Source organism: Parundibacterium terreum, from assembly GCF_014636315.1.
Taxonomy (GTDB): Bacteria; Pseudomonadota; Gammaproteobacteria; order Burkholderiales; family Burkholderiaceae_D; genus Undibacterium; species Undibacterium terreum.
The window spans coordinates 87,406-110,112 of the sequence record NZ_BMED01000005.1 but is presented as its reverse complement, the minus strand read 5'-3'; the positions used below and the strand labels follow the sequence as shown (position 1 = coordinate 110,112).

Genomic DNA, 22,707 nt, shown 5'->3' with positions numbered 1-22,707 from the left:
CCGGGCCGGTCTATCTGGATTGGCCCTGCAACCGCGATGGAGTGTGCAAGCATTCCATCGCGCATGGCATTTTAGATCTGCAAGTAAAAATGATGATGAAATCACTTTCTACCGTTGTTTTAGCAGCCACGCTATTGCTGCCCGCCCTGCTGTCACGCGCAGTTGAGATTGCGGGTATCGGTGGTTCCTATGCCGTTCCCGTCTCCAGCATGAAGGAAGTCAGGAACAAAACAACGATCATCCAGCAAACAGACTTTAGCTGCGGCTCTGCGGCTATCGCCACCCTGCTATCGCATCAGTACGGCTTTCAGGTAACCGAACAGGTCGTCTTTGAGGAAATGTACGCCAATGGCGAGCAGCAAAAAATCAGGAAAGAAGGATTTTCCTTACTGGATATGAAACTCTTCCTGGAAAGACATGGCTTCCAGGCAGATGGCTTTGAACAGCCGCTGGATACCTTGAAGGAAGCAAAGATCCCTGCGATCGTGCTGATCAAGGATAGGGGCTACAACCATTTCGTTGTGATCAAAGGTCTCAAGGATGACCGCGTACTGATAGGCGATCCGGCTAGGGGCACGAGGTCGATTCCGCGCAGTACATTTGATGCAATGTGGAACAGCCGGTTGCTGTTCGTGATTCACAATAAGACAAACATGGCAAAATTCAATGAGGCTGTAGACTGGAGAAGCGCACCGCCTGCCCCTATCGTAGGCTCCATCGGAGATCAGTTCCGCAATGTTGCTCTACCTAAATTTGGTCCTGGAGATTTTTGAATGGACATCCGCCGTCAGTCTCTGAATACCAAGGCGCCTTCAAGGCGCTGGCTGAGGGCAGGTGCTGTTATTGCAGCCGGAGTGTCCCTGATGTGCTCTGCATCAGCCTGGGCATGGGATGATTCCACACCCGACGGCGGCAAAGCTTTCGATGCCGCCGACGTTGTAGCCAGGCTGCAAGATGCGGACTTTGACGGCAGCGGCAAATCGGAAGCTGTCTATGAACCCACCCGCATTGTATTGCGGGATGCCGCTTTCGGGTTCAACTTCATCGCGTTCCTGCCCAAGCCCGGACAAAAAATACCTAATCAGCCGCGCGTTGTTTCCTTGTTTGACCAGAAGTGGGCAGCCGTAGGCGAGGAACGCCTGGACGAATCGCGCGGCGGCTTTGATGCCGGCGGCCTGATCATGACCTTTGGTATAGAACGCGCCGTGTACATCAACGGGCAACTGGTCACGACTACCTCTTTCAATGTCTCCGACATGGGAAAAATCACTACCGACCAGTTGAAGACACTCAGCGCGCAGGCAGCATCCATGGGCTTGGTGCAAAACGGCCCCAACAACACATTCCAGCTGACTTCCGGCGGAGGCGGCTTGCCGGGCAGTGTGATCCAGAACACCCTGAACAATCAAAACATCAAAAGCACGACCATTATCAACGCAACCTCAAATAGCCTGAACCTGATTAAAGGTATCAATACGCTGGGCACACTCAACGACGTCGTGAATGGCTCACTGAGACATTAAGGCTCAAGTTTTTAGCCGGGCATTACAATTCCGGGCTAATTCGCCCCCATTCAGGGCTCGACGTGCCACCCGCCTCCCAATGCCTGTATCAGACTGATCGCCGTAGTTTGCCTGTCGGCTTGGCTTTGCACCAGCGCGCTACGGGCGCTCAGCGCAGTCGCTTGTGCCGTTACCACATCGGTATAGCTGATTTGCCCCTGGCGATACCGGTTCAATGCCTGCTGTTCCACCTGATCCGCGGCAGCAGATGCCTGGCGGCGCAACTCTTGCTGCTGAGCCAGTACGCGCGTCGCCGCCAACTGATCTTCCACACCCTGGAACGCTGTCAACACAGTCTGGCGATAGTTGGCCACTGTTTGCTGATAGGCAGCCTTTGCCGCGTCAACCCTGGCGCGTGTCGCACCTGCATCAAACAAAGTCTGCGCTGCGGACAATCCCAACGACCACACATTGGCCGAGGTATTGAAGAGGTCGGACACCTTGCTGGCGCCATAGCCGTACGAAGCATTTAATTTAAAGCTAGGATAAAACGCTGACTGCGCAACTCCAATCTGCTCATTGGCAGCCGCTACCCTGCGTTCCGCTGCGGCGATGTCAGGGCGCCTTTGTAGCAAGACGGAAGGAATGCCGACCGGCACTTCAGGAATCGTCGCCTTCCACTCAGCCGCTGCCAGCGTAAAATCTCCGGGCGCCTTGCCGATCAGCACCGCTATTGCGTGCTCCAGTTGTGCGCGAGTCCTCGCCAGCCCTACCTCGTCTGCCTGGGTATTGGCAAGCTGAGTCTGTGCCTGCAATACATCGCTCTTGGTCGCCACGCCTGCGTTATAGCGGTTCTGAGTAATTTGCAACGAACGCTGATAACCGACGATCGTGTCGGCCAGCAAGGTTTTCTGCGCGTCTGTCTGGCGCAGGGATATGTAGTTGGTGGCCAGCTCGCCCTGCGCCGACAGTTTTGCCGAGGCCAGATCCGCCGCGCTGGCTTGTGAAGTAGCGTTGGCCCCGTTGACGCTGCGGCCCAGGCTGCCCCAGACATCGGGTTCCCAGGTGCCGCCTATGCTTGCTTGGTAGTTATTGCTGGTGCGGGAACCTGTACTCACCGTGCTGCCGTTGCTGGTAGTAACGCCGCCACCGCCGCTGCCGGAGCGCGTGCCGCTGCCATCCAGGCTGATTATGGGGAACAATGATGCCCTTTGCTCGCGTACGATGGCGCGCGCCTGTTCATAAGCAGCAACAGCAGCAGCAACATTCTGGTTGGATACCTCGACGGCAGCTTCAAGTTCATTCAGCACGGGATCATTGAACATTGTCCACCATGCTCCACGATCCAATGCATCCGCCGGTGCTGCCTGAACCCAATCCTGGTTCTCCTTGTAAGCGCCAGGCACTGCGGCTTCGGGACGTTTATAGTCGGGCCCTACCGCGCATGCACTAAGCATCAACGCAACGGCGGCCAGCAAGAGTGCATTGCCGGCACGCGGCAGCTGAGCCAGATGACCCAAAGATAAGGATGTTTTTGTTTTATGCATGATAGGACTCATGTTAATGTAGGCTGCTGCTCAGGCGCGAGATCACTCGCTACCCGGCTCAAATGCTGCTCTGAAGCGCCACGCCGACGCAATTTATCCATCAGGACATACACAACGGGCGTGGTCAGCAAGGTCAGTAACTGGCTGGCGATCAGTCCACCGATAATGGCAATGCCCAGCGGTTGCCTCAGTTCCGATCCTTCACCGAAACCTATGGCCAGCGGCAAGGCACCCAATATTGCTGCCAGCGTCGTCATCAGGATGGGACGGAAGCGCAGCAGGCAAGCTTCGCGCACCGCCTCTACCGCCGTCAGTCCGCGCGAGCGCTCCGCTTCCAGCGCAAAGTCGATAATCAGGATGGCGTTTTTCTTCACAATGCCGATCAGCAGGAATACGCCGATCAGCGCAATGATGGAAAATTCCATCTTGAACATCAGCAAAGCCAAGACCGCGCCAACACCCGCCGACGGCAAGGTAGACAACACGGTGATCGGATGCACCAGACTCTCATACAAGACCCCCAGCACGATATAGATCACGACCAGTGCAGCCAGAATCAGCAGCGGCTGCTGGTTCTGCGATTCCTGCGCGCTGCGCGCCGTACCCTGGAAGCTGCCACGCACATTGATCGGCATACCGATATCCGCCTCAGCCTGCTTGACTGCATCCTGACCATCGCTCAGCTTGTATCCATCCGCCAGGTTGAACGAGACCGTGGTTGCAAGCTCGGCATCCTGATGGTTCACCGAAGTCGCAGTGGAGCTCTCGGCAAACTTGGCGAAAGCGGACAAAGGCACCATCGTCGTCGCTGCAGTGCTGAGCGCAGAACCGGTAGCCTGGTCACGCAAGGCAGGGTTGACGGAGGGAGTGGTGGTAGTCGTCGTGCCGGTTGCCGTGGTGCTTGTGGACGTGGCGGACGTCGTGGTCGCAGTCGTAGCCACTGCTGTGGTCGTCGTACTGGCCGCAGTGCTTGTCGTACCTGTGCCCTTGGAAGGCACGTACACGTCCTTCAAGGATTCCGGGCTACGGGTCATGCTTGGGTCAACTTCCATGATGACGTGGTACTGGTTCAGCTCGTCGTACAAGGTAGCCACCTGGCGCTGGCCGAAACCGTCATACAAGGCATTGTCGACATCCTTGGAAGTCAGACCCAGCTTTGCTGCACTCTCCTTGTCCACAGTCACAAAAGTCTCTACGCCGTTTTCCTGCTGGTCGGTATCGACGTCGGTCAATGCAGGCTGGGCCTTCATCGAGTCAGCCAGCCTGGCCGACCATTTGCGCAAGTCGGCGATATTGTCGCTCTTCAGCGTGTACTGGTAAGTGGAATTGCTCGACCTGCCGCCCATGCGCAAATCCTGTACAGGATTGAGGAACAGGCTGACGCCGGTGATCTTCGCCAGTTGCGGACGCAAGCGCGCAATAACAGCCTGCCCCCCATCCTTGCGCTGCGATACCGGCTTCAGGTTGATGAACATGAAGCCGCCACCGGCCCGGCTACCGCCAGTGAAGCCGACTACCGTATCCACCGCCGGATCCTTCTTGATCACATCCACCAATTGCCGCAGCTTGCCCTGCATCGCCTGGAAGGAAATACTCTGGTCCGCGCGCATGCCGCCGTTCAGCTGGCCGGTATCCTGCTGCGGAAAAAATCCTTTCGGCGCAGCAGCAAACAAATAAATATTCATGCCTACCACGGCTGCCAGTATCAGCATGATCAGCCAGTTGTGATCCAGCGCCCAATCCAGGCTGGTGTGGTAGCCATTATGCATGCGCTGGAAACCAGCCTCAAACCAGCGGGCTATCCTGCCTGGCGGTTTGCCATGGCTGTCTGCTCCAGACTTCAGGAACCAGGCGCACATCATCGGCGTCGTGGTCAATGAGATCAATAGGGAAATCAATACAGCCACGGACAAGGTCACTGCAAACTCGCGGAACAAACGCCCTACCTGTCCACCCATGAACAGCAGAGGAATAAATACCGCCACCAGTGACAGGCTGATCGACAACACGGTAAAGCCGACCTCACGCGCACCCAGCAAGGCTGCCTGCATGCGGTCCATGCCCTGTTCTATATGGCGACTCGTATTTTCCAGCACCACAATGGCATCATCGACGACAAAGCCGGTCGCCACCGTAAGCGCCATCAGGCTAAGATTATTCAGGCTGAAGCCCAGCAAGTACATGACGCCAAAGGTGCCCAGCAACGAAACGATAGTGGCAACTGCGGGGATCACCGTAGCGCGGGCACTGCGCAGGAAAGCGCTGACGACCACCACCACCAGAATGATGGAAATGACCAGTGTGATCTCGATTTCCTTCAGCGACGCGCGGATGGAGTTGGTGCTATCCGACGCGACCTGCATTTCTATATCCTGCGGCAATTGCGCGCGCAGGCTAGGCAGCAAGGCACGCACGCCATCCACGGTCTCGATCACATTGGCACCGGGCTGACGGGTGATCAGCACGATCACCGCCGGTTCGCCATTGAACAGGCCGAGGGTATGCGTATCTTCCACACCGTCGATGACTTTCGCTACGTCTTCCAGCCGTATTGCTGCACCATTGCGCCAGGCTACGACAAGGCCGCGGTAGTCTGCGGCGCTACGACCACCAGTCGTTGCCGTTGCCTGCGAATAGATTTGCAGCCTGCGGCCTTCGCCCTCTATGGCACCTTTGGGCCGGTTGGCAGCGCTGGACTGTATCGCCGCGCGCACATCTTCCATACTGACGCCGTACCTGTTCAACGCATAGGGAATCAATTCCACGCGGACTGCAGGCAGGGAACCACCACCCAGCTCTACGTCGCCCACGCCCTGCACCTGTGCCAGCTTTTGCTGCACCAGATTGGATACCGCCTCATAGATCTGGCCGGGAGAGCGCGTCTTTGACGTCAAGGCCAGAATAATGATGGGTGCATCGGAAGGATTGGCTTTGCGGTAGGTAGGATTGCTGCGCAAAGTTGCAGGCAAGTCCACCCTGGAAGCATTGATCGCCGCCTGGACTTCGCGCGCAGCGGAATCGATCTGGCGGTTCAGGTCAAACTGCAGGCTGATCCTGGTTGAGCCATTGCCGCTGGATGAAGTCATTTCATTGACGCCGGCAATCACGCCCAGGCGCCGCTCCAGAGGCGTGGCAACACTGGTCGCCATCGTGTCAGGACTGGCGCCGGGCAAATTGGCGCTGACGGAAACAACGGGAAAATCCACCTGCGGCAGCGGCGACACCGGCAGCACGAAAAATCCGCCTATGCCTGCCAGTGCAATACCGATGGTCAGCAATATCGTGCCGACCGGCCGCCTTACGAAAGGTCCTGACAGGTTCACTCTGCGTCCCTGCCCTTCGAGCCATCGCTGGAAGAAATCGGCGCAGCCGGGGGCGTGGACAGCAGGGCCGCCTTTTGCGATGCTACTGGCGCCGTATTGGTCCAGCGCGACCAGCGCTGGGCCAGGCTGTCAAAGCCAAGGTAGATCACCGGCGTGGTGAACAAGGTCAGCACCTGGCTCACGATCAAACCACCAAAGATGGCCAGACCGAGCGGACGGCGCAACTCAGCGCCCTCACCCCAGCCGAACATCAGCGGCACCGCAGCAAACAGGGCCGCCAGCGTCGTCATCAGGATGGGGCGGAAGCGCAGCAAGGCTGCCTGGTGTATTGCTTCGCGCGGCGATTTTTTCTCGTTGCGCTCCGCATCGATGGCAAAGTCAATCATCATGATCGCATTCTTTTTCACAATGCCGATCAGCAGGATAATGCCTATGATGCCGATCACACCCAGATCCTGTCCGCTGATCATCAGCGCCAGCAAGGCTCCCACACCGGCAGACGGCAAGGTGGACAAGATAGTCAATGGGTGGATATAGCTCTCATACAGGACACCAAGCACAATGTATACGCAGACCACTGCAGCCAGGATCAGCCACAACTGGTTGTTCAGCGAAGCCTGGTAAGCGCCTGCTGCACCCAGGAAGGTCATCGTCACGCTGGCCGGCATTTGTATATCGATAGCAGCCTGCTTGATCGCATCTACAGCATTTCCCAGCGAGACGCCGGAAGCCGTATCGAAGCCCATCGTGGTCGCGGGGTATTGTGCGACGTGCGTAATTTGCAGCGGCGCTGGACGCTCGGTAATTGTTGCAATTGCAGAAAGCGGAGTCGGCTTGTTGGAGCCGGTACGCAATTGCAGGTCACCCAAGGATGCGGGCGTCGTCAACTGATCCGGTTTTGCTTCCAGGATCACGCGATACTGGTTGGTCTCGGTAAAGATCGTGGAGACAATACGCTGGCCAAACGCGCTATACAAGGCATCATCGATCGAAGACGCGGTAATGGACAAGCGGGAGGCGGTATCCCTGTCAATATTGATATAGGCCGCCGCACCGGTTGCCCCTGCATCAGACACCACGTTCCTGACCTGCTTTACATTGTTCTGCAATTGCTGGGTGAGTTTGGTCGCCCATTGCGTCACTGTCGCCGTATCGGCACCTGTCAATGACACGCGATATTGCGTAGGCCCGGTTTCTGCATCAATGGTCAGATCTTGCGTGGGCTGCAGATACATGGTGACGCCGGCCACATTCTTGACCCGGTCGCGCAGGCGCTGCATGGTGACTTCCTGCTTGTCGCTGCGTTTGCGCTTCAGATTGATCAGCATGCTGCCGGTATGCAGCATCGTATTATTCGCCGCATCCACACCGATTATGGAACTGAGAGACTCTACATCCGGATCATCCAGGATTTCCTTGGCTGCCGCCTGCTGCAATTGCGCCATGCGGGCGTAGGAAACAGATTGCGCTGTTTCTATGCGCGCCTGCAACTGGCCGGTATCCTGCACAGGAAACAAGCCCTTGGGAATGACGATGTACAGCAGCACGGTCAACCCCAGCGTCGCCAAGGCCACCAGCAGGGTCAACGGTTGATGCTCCAGTACCCATACTAGTGCATGGTCGTATTTCACCATCACGCCGTCAAAGAAACGCTGCAGCTTCGCGCCGAAGCCTTTGCCGTCGCCAGCGTCTTTTTTGCCGTGCGGGTCATGCTTTTCCAGCCAGCGGCCGGACATCATAGGCACCAGAGTCAGGGACACGACGGCGGAAATCAAGATGGTGATGGACAGGCTGATCGCAAATTCGCGGAACAAGCGGCCGACCACATCGCCCATGAACAACAAAGGAATCAGCACAGCGATCAGCGATACCGTCAGCGAAATGATGGTAAAGCCTATCTGCTCCGCGCCTTTGAGCGCCGCAGCCATCGGCGACTCGCCCTCTTCTATATACCGGGCGATATTTTCTATCATGACGATCGCATCATCGACGACAAAACCGGTGGCAATGGTCAGCGCCATCAGGCTCAGGTTGTTCAGGCTATAGCCGAGCAAATACATGACACCGCAGGTACCGATCAGCGAGATAGGCACGGCCAGGCTGGCAATAATAGTCGCGCGTATGCTGTGCAAGAAGGCAAAGATCACCAGCACCACCAGCACGACGGCGAGCAGCAACTCAATTTCCACGTGCTCCACAGAAGCGCGTATACCTGTCGTACGGTCACTCAATACATCGACTTTCAAACCGGCTGGCAAGGATGCCGTCAACTCCGGCAAGCGTGCCTTGATTGCATCTACCGTTGCGATCACGTTGGCGCCAGGCTGGCGCTGCACATTGACAACGATGGCAGGGGTCAATCCTGCCCAGGCGCCCAGCTTCACGTTCTCTGCACTATCGACGACCTGTGCCACATCCGACATGCGTACCGGTGCACCATTGCGGTAGGCAACGATCAGGTTCTTGTACTCATTCGCCGCCAGCAATTGATCATTGGAATTAATCGTATAGGCGCGCGTCGGTCCATCAAAACTGCCCTTCGCACTATTGGCATTGGCGGAGGTAATCGCAGTACGCAAGGTATCCAGCCCCAGGCCATACGCCGCCAGCGCGCGCGTATCCGCCTGTATCCTTACTGCGGGCCTTTGGCCGCCGCTCAGGCTGACCAGGCCGACACCGTTGACCTGGCTGATCTTCAGCGCCAAGCGGGTATTGACGATATTTTGCACCTCAGTCAGCGGCAGCGTATCGGACGATACTGCCAGTGTCATCACCGGCGCATCCGCCGGATTGACCTTGGCATAGACTGGCGGCGCGGGCAAATCTGCAGGCAGCAAGGAGCCGCCGGCGTTGATCGCGGCTTGCACTTCCTGCTCAGCCACATCCAGCGTCTGGCCCAGGCTGAATTGCAGTGTGATGATGGAGACACCGGCAGCGCTGGTGGAGCTCATCCTGGCCAGGCCGGCCATCTGGCCGAATTGCCGTTCCAAAGGAGCGGTAACTGTCTGGCTCATGACTTCCGGGCTACCGCCCGGATACAGCGTCTGCACCTGTATGGTAGGAAAATCCACTTGCGGTAGCGCCGACAGCGGCATGAATTTGAAACCCATGAAGCCGGCCAGCACGATCGCGACCATCAGCAGCGAAGTCGCCACCGGGCGCATGATAAAAGGACGTGACGGACTCATGGCAGATAACCTCTTGTGTCCAGGCTACAAATGATCAGCGCCCCGAGTGATGCTTGCTGCCTAGCCTTAACCGAGAAACCGCTCATTATTGGCTAGCCTCCTGCTGGCGGCGATGGCGGCGCTCGCCGCTGGCCGCACCCGAGGCTGCCGATGCCGACGCATCGGAAGCCGGAGCGGAGGAAGCGGCAGACGAGGCTGCAGTACCGGCTTCACCAGCAGATTGCTGACGATGCCTGCCCTTGCCTTTTTCGCCACCGGCACTACCGGCGCTGCCAGCGCCTGCGGCTCCATTGGCGCCGCCTTTTCCAGCCGGGCGATCACCGGGCAAAGTCACTTTTGCACCGTCTTTCAAACGATCTGCACCTTCGGTGATGACTTTTTCACCTGCCTGCAAGCCCGAGGTAATTTCCACTTTCTCCACTGTCGCCTGGCCACGGGTAACCGGGCGCAAGGCAACAGTACGATCTTCAGTGTTCAGCACATACACAAAATCACCCTTGCTGCCGTGGCGCAAAGCCGTTACAGGAATCACCAGCGTATTTTGTATCGTATGCAGTAACAGCTTGACATTCACGAACTGGCTAGGAAACAAGTTCAGCTTTTCATTAGGGAATCGCGCCTTGGCCTTGACTGTGCCGGTTTGCGTATCGACCTGATTGTCCAGCGCCAGGAAACGTCCGGTGTCCAGTGTCGCGACACGGCTACGGTCAAGTGCAGTGACTGCCAACGGCACCAGCTTGGTGCCATCCTTGGCGTCTTTTGCATCGCTGCCGTCTTTGTTGGCATCCTTGCTGCCGTCCTTGCTGCGATCTTTGTGCTTGCCTTTATCTTCGGCCCCGCCTTTGGCGCCAGCCTGGTCGCCGCGGCGGATTCCACCGGCACTCAATTCTGTCGTTTGCGCTATCTGGTTGTTTTGCGCACTCTGCAGATTTTGCGCGCTTGCATAAGTCCTTATGCCCATGGTGCGCGCCTGCACCTCAGGCACCTGGTCCTGGGGTATGGAAAATTCGACGTCTATCGGCGATATCTGGGTAATTACCGCAATGCCGCCGGCGTCACCACTGCTCACCACATTGCCTACGTCCACCACGCGCAGACCAACTCGGCCGCTGACAGGGGCGATGACCTTGGTATAGCCGAGATTCAGGCGTGCCGTACCTTCCGCCGCCTTGTCAGTGAGTACCGTGCCTTCCAGCTGCTTGACCAGGGAATCCTGGGTATCTACATCCTGGCGCGCGATAGAATCCTGATCCAGCAAGGTACGGTAACGCTTCAGCGTCAGGCGCGCATTTTCAAGTTGTGCCTCATCACGCTGGCGCTGCCCCGTCGCCTGCATCAAGGACATTTCAAACTGGCGTGGGTCGATAATTGCCAGCACCTGCCCGGCCTTGACCATTTGCCCCTCGCGATACAGCAATTGCTGCAGTACGCCACTCACCTGCGGCCGCACGGTGACATTTGCAGCCGCGGTGACTGAACCCAGCGCTTCCAGCAATACCGGGATATCCGCGCGCTCGGCAGTAGCAACACCTACCGTCGTTGCCGGTGCCCCCCGGCCTCCGCCTGGGCCGCCCGGGCCACCGGGACGCCCAGCACCGCCGCCGCCACCTGCATCGCGATGAGTCAGGTACCAGCTCAGACCTCCCAATATCGCCAGACCCGTCAGGGCTAATATGATGCCCTTATACGACCTTCCACGGCGCTTTGCCGCAGGTGCGGGATCAGTTGGATTGGTCGTTGCCGGACGTGATACTCCTTGCGCGTTATCATGCGAATCCATCGTTATCCTTGTATGCCGGGTCATGCCGGCGAGATTGGGCAATAGGGTAATTCTGATTTTTATGCCAAGTACGCCACTGATTCTGCTTTTATGGGGTCAACCGCGCAGCATTTGTCGTCATACGACCACGAATGCTGCGGGGATACTCCCTTATTCTGGGCTGGCTGGTAGTGTCTGCTGGCAAATCCTAGCAGACGACGCGGTGGCTGCCAATTTATTATTATGCAATGAACCGATTGGCGGAAAAAGCAAAAAATTAAGCTCTGGCAATAATTATGCCAGCAAGTGGCCCCGGCTACGTAACGGCGAGTAACGAGTAGTATCTCCTAAATGAACGAGTGTTAAGTTCTTTCCCGTATTGTTAAGAAATATGGACGGGCAGGTCCAAAATATCGTTTCCCGGGCTTGTCAGAGGCTGATTTTGCCGCGGCCTTTGCATGCTGACGACCACCTGATGCTCTTCCCTGTCGTTAACCAATGGAATTTCCAGCGACAGCAGCAGTGCTCCATCCAGTAGAATTCCGGCATTAGCAGGCTCATCATCCGCCAGCTGGATGAGCCTGATCTGGTAACGGGTATCGCGGTAGCGGTAGACAAGTTCGAAAGACTCCCAGTCTTCCGGCAAGCAGGGTTTAAAGCTCAATTTGTCGTTGTTGAGTTGAAGTCCCAGCAGCGACTCGACGATCAGCCTGTACATCCAGCCCGAAGAACCGGTATACCAGGTCCAGCCGCCCCGCCCCGTATGAGGCGCCACAGCATAGACGTCGGCAGCAACCACATAGGGTTCTACTTTATAAACCGCCACTTCTTCCGGCGTCCTGCCGTGGTTGACCGGATTGATCATCCTCAGCACATCCCAGGCGCGCTCGCTATCGTCAAGGCGGGCAAAAGCCATCGCTGTCCATATCGCAGCATGCGTATACTGGCCGCCGTTTTCACGCACACCCGGCACGTAGCCGCGGATGTAACCCGGGTTCAGGTCTGAGGTGCTAAAAGGAGGATCCAGCAACTGCACCAGACCGGAATCGCGCCGGACCAGGCGTTCATTCACCTTGTCCATCGCATGCCTGGTGCGACCGGCTTCCCCGGCACCTGACAACACAGCCCAGCTCTGCGAGATGGAATCGATTTGGCACTCAGGATTGGCGGACGAGCCCAGCGGGGTGCCATCATCAAAGTAGGCGCGCCTGTACCAATCTCCGTCCCATGCCTGCTGCTCTATGTTATTACGTAATTTTTCTGCTTCGCTGCGGCAATACACTGAAAACTCAGCATCTTCCCGCATGTCGGATATCTCGGCAAAGCGCATCAGCACCTCATATAGGAAGAAAGCCAACCACACGCTTTCTCCCTTGCCATGCTCACCGACCTTGTCCATACCGTCATTCCAGTCGCATGAACCTATCAGAGGCAAGCCATGGACGCCAAAGCGTAGACCGCGACGGATCGCCCGCACGCAATGTTCATACAAATCGGCAGATTCCGTCGAGCGTAGCGGCAAGTCATAATAAGAATCCTCATCGGTATTCACTTGCCTGCCGTCCAGGAAATGCGTGGTTTCGTCCAGCACGCTGGCGTCACCTGTGCTGACGATATAGCGGTGGACAGCCAGCGGCAGCCACAGGTAGTCATCCGAGCAATGAGTACGCACGCCCCGATCAGATGGTGGATGCCACCAGTGCTGCACATCGCCATCAATAAACTGATGGGCAGAGCAAAGCAGCAGATGGTCACGCATCAGATGCGGTTCTGCATGCACCAGCGCCATCGTGTCTTGCAGTTGGTCGCGGAAGCCGTATGCGCCTCCGGATTGGTAAAACCCGCTGCGCGCCCACAAGCGACAAGCGACAGTCTGATAGATCAGCCAGCCGTTGGCCAGCACGTTCAAGGCCAGGTCCGGCGTCTTCACCTGCACGGCGCTTAAAACATGCTTCCAGTGCACGTGCACTTTGTCCAGCGCCTCGCGGGCGGCCATGGCTCCCCGGTAACGGTGTATCAGGCTGCTGACATCTTCGCTGCGGCGGCCTGTTACCCCGAGCATGAAGACGATTTCCCTCTCTTGCTGAGGCGCCAGCTCAAACGGCACCTGCAGCGCAGAACAAGGATCCAGTCCCGCACCGGATTTTCCGGACAAGCGCACGCGCCCCATTGCTGCAGGGTTTTGCAGGGAATTATTGCGTCCTATGAATTCGGCCCGATCACAGGTATGGCTGCGTATCGTCGCGTCCACATCAAAGAAGGCGATGCGATCGGCAAATTCGGTATTGTAGGAATTACGGGCAAACAATGCGCCGGTAGAAGCATCCAGCTCGGTCACAATATGCATCAGCGACTTGGGCCGCAAATCGCCCAGCACCCATTCGGTATAGCCGGTGGCGGAAAGTTTGCGCGTACTATCGGATACATTGCGCACCTTCAGGACCGAATACTTGATGGAAGCATCCAGCGCCACATACACCAGCAACTCCGACTGTATGCCGTTTTCGGTATGCTCAAATACGCTGTAGCCGAAACCATGGCGAGTGGTATAGCTGCCCTGCCCCTTGCATGGCAGCGAAGTCGGCGACCAGAATTGTCCGCTTTCCTCATCCCGCAAATAATAGACCTCGCCACTCGGATCCGAAACAGGATCATTATTCCAGGGCGTGACGCGGAATTCATGCGCATTCTGTCCCCAGGTATAAGCCTGACCGCTTTCCGATACCACGGTACCAAATTGTGGATTGGCCAGCACATTGACCCACGGGGCGGGCGTGGTCTGGCTGGATGACCCCATATCGCCAGGTTGAGTGGTAATGACATATTCGCGTCCGTCCGGCGTAAAGCCACCCAGTCCATTGAACAGGATCAACTCCCGCGCGGGCACGGCTGTCGCCTGAGGGGTGATCCTGAACTCATCCGGCCTGCGGGTAGGCAGCAACTGCGGTATCTTGACTTCTGCCGTGTGGCGGCGAGCAACTTGCTCGGCCAAAGTACCGCCATTGTCGCTGAGTATCACCCTCGCGACAGACTGCATCAGTATCCGGTCCTCACTGGGCATCTGTTCAGAAAAACGCACGAAAATACCGCCCGGCCGGTCTATGGACTGCGCCTCGGTACCAGATGCAATCAGGCCCATGATCTGGTCCTGCAAGATCTGGCGATAGCTGGCATGATCTTCATTCCAGATAACCAAGTCAACCGCCAGTCCTTTCAGACGCCAGTAGGCATGCGCCTGCACCAATTGGCGCACCAGGTCTATATTGTCAACACTTCTGATTTGCAGCAGCACGATAGGCAAATCACCGGAAATCGCATAGCTCCACAAACCGGACTGCCCGCGGCGATTCTTGATCAGCACGCTGGCATCGGCGCGCAGTAAAGAATTGGCGTAGATTACGTAATTGGCCAGGCGGCCATATAACTGCGCATCCGCCTCGCTGGCATTCAATTGCCGCAAAACGACGTGGCTATGCGTCCATGCCAATTCAAACACCCTGTCAGCCAGATGCCTGTCCCGGTATTTATCGATCAGATGCAGTGCATCCTCGCGTGTTTCGCTGGCGCCAGTCACCATATCTACAATAATGGTCTGACCAGGTTCCAGCTCCAGCTGGCAGCGGATAGCCGCGACAGGATCCAGCACGGATCCCTGGCTACCCGACAAGGCAGCCGTATCCAGCAATGCCGCCGGTGCGGCGACCGTATTGCCGCGGCCAATGAAGCGTGAACGGTCTGTTTCGAAGGACATATGCGCAACTTCCCACTCTTCCAGCCCATGCACCGACATCAGGTTCAACATCCAGGGCATCTGCTGTCCCAACGAGCGCGGACGCCTGGTGCTTAATATGGCTTTCTTATCGGGCAGGATTTCCGTCTGCACAAACAGATTGCTGAAGGTAGTATGGGCAGCGTCCGCTGCCGCCGGCGCCAGCACTACCTCTGTATAGCTGGTGACATCGACGACCTTGCGCATACGGGAGCGGTTAGTCACATGGGTGCGACGCAGCTCGATGTCGTCTTCAGGCGACACGACAATTTCAGTATGCAGCTCAATGCCGCCATCTTTCCTGCGAATCTCCGCCCGTCCTTCCGAGAAATTCACTTCGTAGCTGTCCGGCTGTTTGCGGGTAGGCTGGAATGCGGTAGACCAGAAACTGCCATCCGACAAATCCCGTATATAACAAAAGTTACCCCAATGGTCGCGGGTACCGTCCTCTCGCCAGCGGGTAACTGCCAGATCCTTCCAGCGGCTGTAACCTCCGCCGGAATTGGTCAGCATCAAGTGGTAGCGACCATTGGACAGCAATTGAGTCTCCGGCACGCGCGTATCGCTACGCGTCATGATGCGTACCGGCATGTCAAGGCCATCGGTCGTCGTGCGTATGTCTGCAAGCTCTGTCGTATTGGCGTAATACGCTGTTTCTTTCGGCACTCTCTCCTGCAGCAACAGCATAGTGGCCTGGAATAGCGGATAGGACGCAAAGCGCTTTTGCATAGGCTTATCGAGCAATAGATAGGCCAGCGAAAGGAAACCCATGCCCTGGTGATGCGACATGAAAGACCGGATCAGCGCATGGCTTTGCCCGCGCACCATCCGCGACGGCGTATGGTCTATCGCCTCGTACAGCCCAAAGCGGCCTTCAAACCCTTCCCTGGACAAGTTTTGCAAGTTAACGCAAGCCTCTTCCGGTGCTACCATCAAGGCCATCATCGATGCATACGGGGCGACAACCAGATCGTCACCCAGACCGCGCTTTAAGCCCAACCCAGGCACGCCGAAGGCGCGATATTGATAATTAAGGCTGGAATCGAAGGTGTAATACGCCGATTCCGAAATACCCCAGCATACGTTCCGCTGGCGTCCATATTCCAGTTGGCGCTGTACAACCGATGTATAGGTTTGATCCAGCAGCGTGTTGTCGTAATTCGGCATCACCAGCAAGGGCATCAGGTATTCAAACATGGAGCCGCTCCACGACACCAGCACCGGCTCGCCGCCTGCCAGTGTCATCTGGCGCCCCAGTGCAAACCAGCTTTCCTGCGGCAGCTTACCCTGGGCGATAGCAACAAAGGTACATAAGCGAGCTTCCGATGCCAGCAGATCATAGTAGCTGTTGTCACGCCGGCGGTCGCTCAAGTTGTAGCCTATCGCCAGCAAATGAGTCGCCTTGTCGTACAGGAATTCATATTCGATCTGCGCATAATCACTGGCCTGCTGTGCCAGCCTGGTGGCGTCCGCTATTCTTTGGGCTGCGTTCTGGCTACCGTCCTGCACCATCCTCAGCAAGGCATTGAAATGTTCGACATCTTCCTGCGGAATCGCTTGCGCAGGAGTGGCATCGACCAGTAACTGCAGCCGTCCACCCACTGCCGCTAGCGCCCCCAGAGTTGGTATCGCATTGATGTCAACTATGTGGTTGTTCCAATACCTGTAAGTGGACAAGCGCGCCCACGGCGCCAGCATCAGCAGGTCTTCATACGCGTCGCAGCACTGAAGAGCCAGGGAACGCGCCCACCAGCTGATATCGCCGTCATCGGCAACATCCAGCAAAGCCGTCAGTTCTGCCGAGCTGGTGGCCAGCAGATCCAGAGCCTCGCATGCTGCCGCCAGTGTTTCCGGCGGGCGCTGGCGGTAGTTATCGGTCAATAGCTGAAATTTTCCCAGCGGGTCCAGCAGTTTTCTCACTGAAGGCTGTTCGCCTGCGTCGATGCAATCCTTGAGCACCTTGCAGGTGTCGCTGATACCTTCGAACAGACGGGAATTCAAAATGGATAGGTCTGAAAGTTGCTGCAAACCGGGACCAAGCACAAGCAGATGTCCAGCGAGATTACCGCTGTCTACGGTAGAGATATAGATAGGGTGCAAAGGCTGCAGGGTTTCAGTGTTGTACCAGTTGTAGAAATGGCCCTTGTAGCGCTCCAGCTTGCCCATGGTCTGCAGCGTATTTTTCGTGCGCTCTAGTAACTGGCCGGCACTGATATAGCCGAAATCGTGTGCGCTCAGGTTTGCCAGCAGCGCCAGGCCTATATTGGTTGGCGAAGTCCGTCTGGCCAAGACCGACACAGGCTGTTCCTGCATATTGTCCGGCGGAAGCCAGTTATCCGCCGCACTGACATAAGTCTCAAAAAACGACCATGTCTTGCGCGCGAGTTTATGCAGATATACCGTTTGTTCGGGGCGCAACTGAGCCTCAGATCGGCTGACAGGTCTGCTGATCCACCAGGCAACCGCGGGAGAAACCAGCCAAACAAGCAATAGGGGCAGGGCTTCCAGAAAAGCTGCAGGATTAAGATAGAGCAAGCCGACGCCGATAAGCGCAGAAAGAACCGGGGCGATCCACATGGTACGGAAGGTGGCAGCAAGGCCGTTCTTGTCGCTGCGGATTACTTCACTGAAGGGACTCCACTCCAGCATTTTTTTGTGGGTAATCAACATGCGCCACATCGTTCGGAAAATGGCATCCAGCGTAAACCACGCCTCATAAGGCAGGAAGATAATATTCAGCAGCGCGTGGGAAAAGTGCCGCCCGCTGGCACGGATCACTGCAGTAATATGCTGGCGATACAGGACGTCTTTGTCCTTATGCAGCAAATCCATCGCCGAACTGATAATCGAAGGTATCAGCAGCACGCCGAGTACCGCGCGAGTCCAGAACCAAGGCGTCGGCAACAGGCCCCAGCCCAGCAATAGCAATGCCATCAGGCTGGCTGGCACCATACTACGGCGTAGATTATCGAACAGTTTCCAGCGGGATAAGGCGGATAAGGGATTCTTTTGACTGCGCGCACCGGACAGCGTAGCACTCGATGCCTTGGGCAACGGCACCTTGGGAAATAGCCAGGAGATGATCTGCCAGTCGCCTCGCACCCAGCGATGCCGGCGCTTCACATCTACGCTGTAACGGGCCGGATAATCTTCAAGCAGTTGCAGATCAGATAGCAAACCTGACCGGATGTAGCACCCTTCCAGCAAGTCGTGACTGAGGATGCGGTTTTCCGGGAAGCGGTTGTGCATGGCCCTTTCAAACAGATCAACATCATAGATGCCCTTGCCGATGAATGAACCCTCCTGGAATAAATCCTGGTACACATCGGATACTGTGCGTGTGTAAGGATCGAGGCCGGCTTCGCCGCTGAACAGTTTTTCGTAGTAGGAGGAATGTGAGCCGGGCAGATTCACGGCGACACGTGGCTGCAAGATGCCATAGCCCTCCACGACCCGTTGCCTCAGCTCGTCATATCGCCCCCGGTTCAGCGGATGCGCCATCGTTCCCACAAACTGGCGCGCGGTTTCCCGCGCAAGCTGGGTATCGGTATCCAGAGTGATCACATAGCGGACATTGGCGAGTTCCGAGGTTTCACCCACGATCAGAGAAAATGGATTGAGTGCAGTACCCCGCAGGAAGGCATTCAGGTCAGCCAGTTTTCCGCGCTTGCGCTCATACCCCATCCATACTTTTTCTCGTGGATTCCAGCGCCGTGGCCTATGGAAGGCAAGGAAGGCATCCGCTCGGCAATCTGCGTCCTGATGCTCGTCGTCCGCGTATTTCTTATTCAGCTCAATAATGTTCTGCTGCAGACGATTCAGCAAAGATTCATCTTGCGGTGTGGTCTCGCTCGCGGCATCATTAAAGTCAGTGAGCAGGCAAAAGTGCAAGTGGGTATCAACGTTTGCCAGATAGCGCACCTCGAGATCCTCGCACAGGCTGTCGATATTCTCTTCGCTGGAAATCAAGGTAGGCACAACCACCAGCGTACGGCAATTGGACGGTATCCCTTTGGAAAAATCCATGCGCGGCAACAGATGCGGCAATGCCAGCAAGGTGGAAGCCCAGTTGATCAAGGCAACCGCCAACTGGCTGGTGGCAATCACAGCGACCAAGGCCAGCACGATCAGCAGCCAGAGGGGTGCGCCCTCCTCGTAAGCTCTTTCTGCCAGGCTGGCACTCAACAGGGCGGTCAGCGCCAACACCGATCCAAGGTACAAGCTCAGCGGTGTGCGTTTGACCGTGCTCTTGATCTTGTCCAGCACAGGCTTGCGCAAGCCTACCGCCTTTTCCAGTTCAGGCAGACCGTCGGCAACCAGATAGAAACCTATATGCGCTTTGCGGTCATCCTGTCCATGCCTGTTGGCAGCCTGGGTGGCCAACTGTATCGCTTTCTCCGCAATTTCCACTTCCGACAGCAAACTGTATTTGGCCAAGCCCTCAATCACGTGGCGGTAGCGGTCACGCGTGGCAAAATCCATCTTGCTGTAGACATCGCCGCTATCGTTGGCCAGCACATGCTCGACGGCGCTCATCGTTTCGACGAATTCTTGCCAGTCCATGCTTCCCAGGAAACGCAAGCTGCCGATGCTGTTGCTGATAGAAACTTGATCGGCTGCCTGCTGTTGCGCTTCCAGTTGTATCAGTTGCTCTACCGTCATGCCGGCTTCCGATAAATGCTGGGCCATCCATGTCAGCGGCAAACTCAATCCCGGCGATTGTCCCTGCAAACGGCGCACCATTTCGGCAACGAAAGAGCCCACCATAGGCGGTTCGGAGCGCGCCATATCGGCGACCAGCAAAATCAGGCGGCTAGGCTCCTTGTCGGCTGTTTCCAGCATCTGGTCAGCCCAGGAATTGGCAAGGTCGCGGTTATATCTGTCGTTGGCGATCCTTACCGCCACCCGCCTTAGATTTTCTATCAAGGCAAGGCGCAGCATGATTGGAATAGCCCACAATTCACCCAGCCGCAAGGCAGTGACCTGCTGGTAGGCGGCGACAAAACGGCTGAGGCTTTCGGGATCTACCCTGCCGTCGCCATGGGAAATCGTCTCCAGCGCAATGTCATACACCCGCGGCATGCCCGCCGATGCGCCCTTTTGCAGGCGCGGCAGCTCCTTGCTATAGCCTTTGGGCAAATGCTTCTTCGCGGTGCGTATCTGTTCTTCGATCAGGTAAAAATTGTCCAGCAACCATTCTGCGGCAGGCGTCACCTGTCGGTCTTCCTTGACGGCGGCGGCCAGCAGATTACAGGTCTCGGTGATGATGATTTCATTGTCGGCCAGGCGCACCAGCAACTGGTCGCGCAAACGGCCGCCGCTTAACTGGTGCGAGGTGGCAAGTGCCTTGCCGTGCTGCTCCATCTGTATGGCGCCGAAGAGTTCCGCCCTGAGCGGCAACTCTTCCTCGGCACCTGAAGGAAAATTTCCACCGGGGCTATTACTATTACTCATCGCTCCGAGTATGGCGTCGATGCTCTGTGCGATTTTTTTGCTTGGCGTTTTCAAGGAATGCTTCTCTTTCTTCCCGTGCTTGCACAGCAAGAATCCTGAGCGGCGTGCCAGTCTATGACGCGGCAACTTCTTGCAATCGGGACAGATTTATAGGGTTGATAGTAAAGACATGAGCAGGGATATGCTTCCGTGTTTCATGCTAACCAAGGCAGGTAAAAACGTAGGTGCGCTACCGAACACTCGCCCTTGCAAAAAGAGCAAATGCAGGCACAAGCCTGCCCATAGAGGAAATGAAGGATATCGACGCAACTTGCAGACTTTCGTCCGGAGAGCAGCAGGACTTGCTGCTCAGGAGGACGTGCTATTTGAGGGCAGGCGGGAAAAAAGCAGGTGTTCCAGGCCGGCAAATATAGCCTGGGTCAGGATGGCCAGCACTGCAGACGGGATGGCTCCTGCCAGCAGCATGTCGTAGTCATTCAGTGCGAGACCTACCGCTATCCGCTCACCGTAACCGCCGGCGCCGATGAACGCGGCAATGGTTGCTGTGCCTACGCTAATGACGGCAGCAGTCCGCACTCCGGCCAGAATGACCGGCAAGGCCAGCGGCACCTCTACCGACAGGATCCTGTCCTTAGTCCCCATACCCAGGGCCGTCGCTGCCATGCGCAGCCCTTTGGGCACCTGCTCCATGCCTATGCAGGAATTGGAGACGATAGGCAGTAAGGCATACAGGAACAAGGCAATCAAGGCCGGTGCAGTGCCTATGCGTCCCAGCACCGGTATCAATATCGCCAGTAAAGCCAGCGAGGGAATGGTCTGGACTACCCCGACGATGCTCATCAACGGGTAGCGCAGGCCGGAAAAATAGGCGGCAGCAATACCCAGCGGGATGCCGACCAGCACCGCCAGCAATACCGAACAGGCAACCAGAAAAATGTGTTGCCCGCTCAGGCGCCCGAGATCCGGCCCAAACAAGATACTCCAAAAATTCTTGCGCGCTACTTTGCTGGCTCCGCCCGCAGCAGGAGATTCTTGTTGCTGCAGGAAGGCGTGGGCAATGTCGGTAAAGCTTTTATTGTCCAGCTCTGCTGCCGCATTCATCGCCGTCATACGGGATTCATCAATACTAGCTTCCAGCTTCTGAATCGACTGCCACGCAGAGGGGAATCTTTGTGCAATATCCAGCCGGTACAGCACAACAGCATCGTAACGAGGAAAATATCCGGCATTGTCGTCCAGCACCCGCAAACCCAGTTGCTTGATCTTGGCATCGGTGGAGTAGATATCAATCACATCGATCTGCGCCTTGCGCAAGGCCTCATAGGCAATCCCATGATCCAGTCCTTGCGCTTGCTGCTTCAGGCCATAACTATGCGCGAGCCCTGCCCAGCCGTCTGCGCGGCCTATAAACTCGTGGGACAAACCAAACTTCAGTTCAGGATGTGCGGCCATGTCGCCGATCCGGCGTATGCCCATGCGTTCACTGTCTGCCGCGCGCATCGCCAGTGCATAGGTATTGTTGAAACCGAATCTGACTGCAACACCCAGGCCCATCGCCGCCAGTTCGCGGCGTATCACGTCCGCTGATGCGGGTTGTTCATGTTTCAGGATTTCCCGGTCTATGGTGCCCATGTACTCGGGATACAGGTCGATTGCACCGGCTTTCAGCGCTTCGAACACGATGGCGGTATTGCCCAGCCCCTGCTTGTGTTCCACCTTTGCGGAAGAGCTTGCTGCCTGGCTCAAAATTTCGCCGAGGATATAGGATTCGGTAAAGCGTTTAGAGCCGACATGTAGCACGTCATCGGGGGCCGCATAAGAAAAACTGCACACCATGGCAAGGCTGAGCAGCAATGCGGCCAACTGTAGGTATTTTTTCAGCAAAGCTGTTTATCCTTGGGAATCACTGCAGCAATGAAACGGGTAGCCTGATTAATTTGCAAGAATGCATTGTACGCAAAAGAACTATGAAGCTGACGGCTTCCCGGACAAATCGGCTTAATCTCCCAAAAACGACAAAAAAACAAAACTTTTCATCAAGAATTGCGCAATATCCATGCTGCGGCCATCGGTATTAATAATATTCACTCAATTTTATTCGGTTGTGTAACAAATCAATACAAATTTGACAGTTTTGCTTCACAATAATGCGATAAATATAAGCT

Annotated in this window: 8 protein-coding genes; 2 read left to right on the top strand and 6 right to left on the bottom strand. The window is 56.4% G+C overall.

Translation table 11 applies throughout. The annotated features are described in order from the left end of the window. Positions 1–89: 89 nt before the first annotated feature. Both IEW12_RS21245 and IEW12_RS21240 read left to right on the top strand, forming a co-directional pair. On the top strand, positions 90–773 hold the full coding sequence (locus IEW12_RS21245; protein WP_188568128.1) for a C39 family peptidase: 684 nt from the start codon (positions 90–92) through the stop codon (positions 771–773). Further along, on the top strand, positions 774–1,523 hold the full coding sequence (locus tag IEW12_RS21240) for a hypothetical protein (RefSeq protein WP_188568127.1): 750 nt from the start codon (positions 774–776) through the stop codon (positions 1,521–1,523). A 50-nt stretch (positions 1,524–1,573) separates the two neighbouring features. Here the strand turns inward: IEW12_RS21240 and IEW12_RS21235 are convergent, their stop codons facing one another. The 6 genes from IEW12_RS21235 to IEW12_RS21210 all read right to left on the bottom strand — a co-directional run bounded on the left by IEW12_RS21235 (position 1,574) and on the right by IEW12_RS21210 (position 22,378). Further along, a complete protein-coding gene (locus tag IEW12_RS21235; RefSeq protein WP_188568126.1) occupies positions 1,574–3,049 on the bottom strand; it encodes an efflux transporter outer membrane subunit in 1,476 nt (491 codons plus the stop codon). An 8-nt stretch (positions 3,050–3,057) separates the two neighbouring features. Next, positions 3,058–6,372 carry an efflux RND transporter permease subunit gene (locus IEW12_RS21230; RefSeq protein ID WP_188568125.1) on the bottom strand — a complete coding sequence of 1,105 codons (3,315 nt, stop codon included), beginning with the start codon at positions 6,370–6,372 and terminating at the stop codon, positions 3,058–3,060. Beyond that, positions 6,369–9,560 (bottom strand): efflux RND transporter permease subunit, encoded by a 3,192-nt coding sequence (locus tag IEW12_RS21225; protein WP_188568124.1) that lies wholly within the window; start codon positions 9,558–9,560, stop codon positions 6,369–6,371. Before IEW12_RS21225 ends, IEW12_RS21230 begins: the two co-directional genes overlap by 4 nt. 85 nt (positions 9,561–9,645) lie before the next feature. Further along, the gene (locus tag IEW12_RS28940) at positions 9,646–11,340 is read right to left on the bottom strand and encodes an efflux RND transporter periplasmic adaptor subunit (RefSeq protein WP_229751268.1); all 1,695 of its coding nucleotides are present in this window, start codon (positions 11,338–11,340) and stop codon (positions 9,646–9,648) included. A gap of 361 nt (positions 11,341–11,701) precedes the next feature. Further along, the gene (locus IEW12_RS21215) at positions 11,702–20,542 is read right to left on the bottom strand and encodes a glycoside hydrolase family 94 protein (RefSeq protein WP_188568454.1); all 8,841 of its coding nucleotides are present in this window, start codon (positions 20,540–20,542) and stop codon (positions 11,702–11,704) included. A 348-nt stretch (positions 20,543–20,890) separates the two neighbouring features. Next, positions 20,891–22,378 carry an ABC transporter permease/substrate-binding protein gene (locus tag IEW12_RS21210; RefSeq protein ID WP_188568453.1) on the bottom strand — a complete coding sequence of 496 codons (1,488 nt, stop codon included), beginning with the start codon at positions 22,376–22,378 and terminating at the stop codon, positions 20,891–20,893. Between the last annotated feature and the right edge of the window lie 329 nt (positions 22,379–22,707).